Genomic DNA, 433 nt, shown 5'->3' on the forward strand with positions numbered 1-433 from the left:
TGCGGCGACCGTGAGTTCGGACTCGAAGTCCGTCACCGAGGGCGATACCGCGGCGGCTCTCAATACCAGCGGTCAGCTGACGATTGTGGATCCCGACACGGGCGAAGCCCACGTCGTGGCGCAGACCAACGCGCACGGAACCTACGGCGACTTCTCGATCGATGCCAACGGCGCCTGGAGCTACACCGGCAACGGCGCCCACGACGAGCTCATCGCCGGCCAGCAGGTGCAGGACCAGTTCACGGTGACCAGCCAGGACGGCACCGCGAGCGGCATCGTGACGGTGACCATCACCGGCAGCAATGATGCGGCCACGGTCTCATCGGACTCGAAGTCCGTCACGGAAGGCGACACCGCGGCGGCGCTGAACACCAGCGGTCAGCTGACGATCGTGGATCCCGACACGGGCGAAGCCCATGTCGTCGCGCAGACC

Annotated in this window: 1 protein-coding gene; it reads left to right on the forward strand. The window is 66.7% G+C overall.

Annotated elements, in window-relative coordinates; all coding sequences use genetic code 11:
• The coding region (locus MOV75_RS41945; protein WP_247008759.1) for a VCBS domain-containing protein at positions 1–433 on the forward strand (433 nt) is incomplete at both ends.

The sequence above is a fragment of the Bradyrhizobium sp. PRIMUS42 genome (assembly GCF_023006515.1).
In the GTDB taxonomy this organism is placed as follows: Bacteria; Pseudomonadota; Alphaproteobacteria; order Rhizobiales; family Xanthobacteraceae; genus Bradyrhizobium.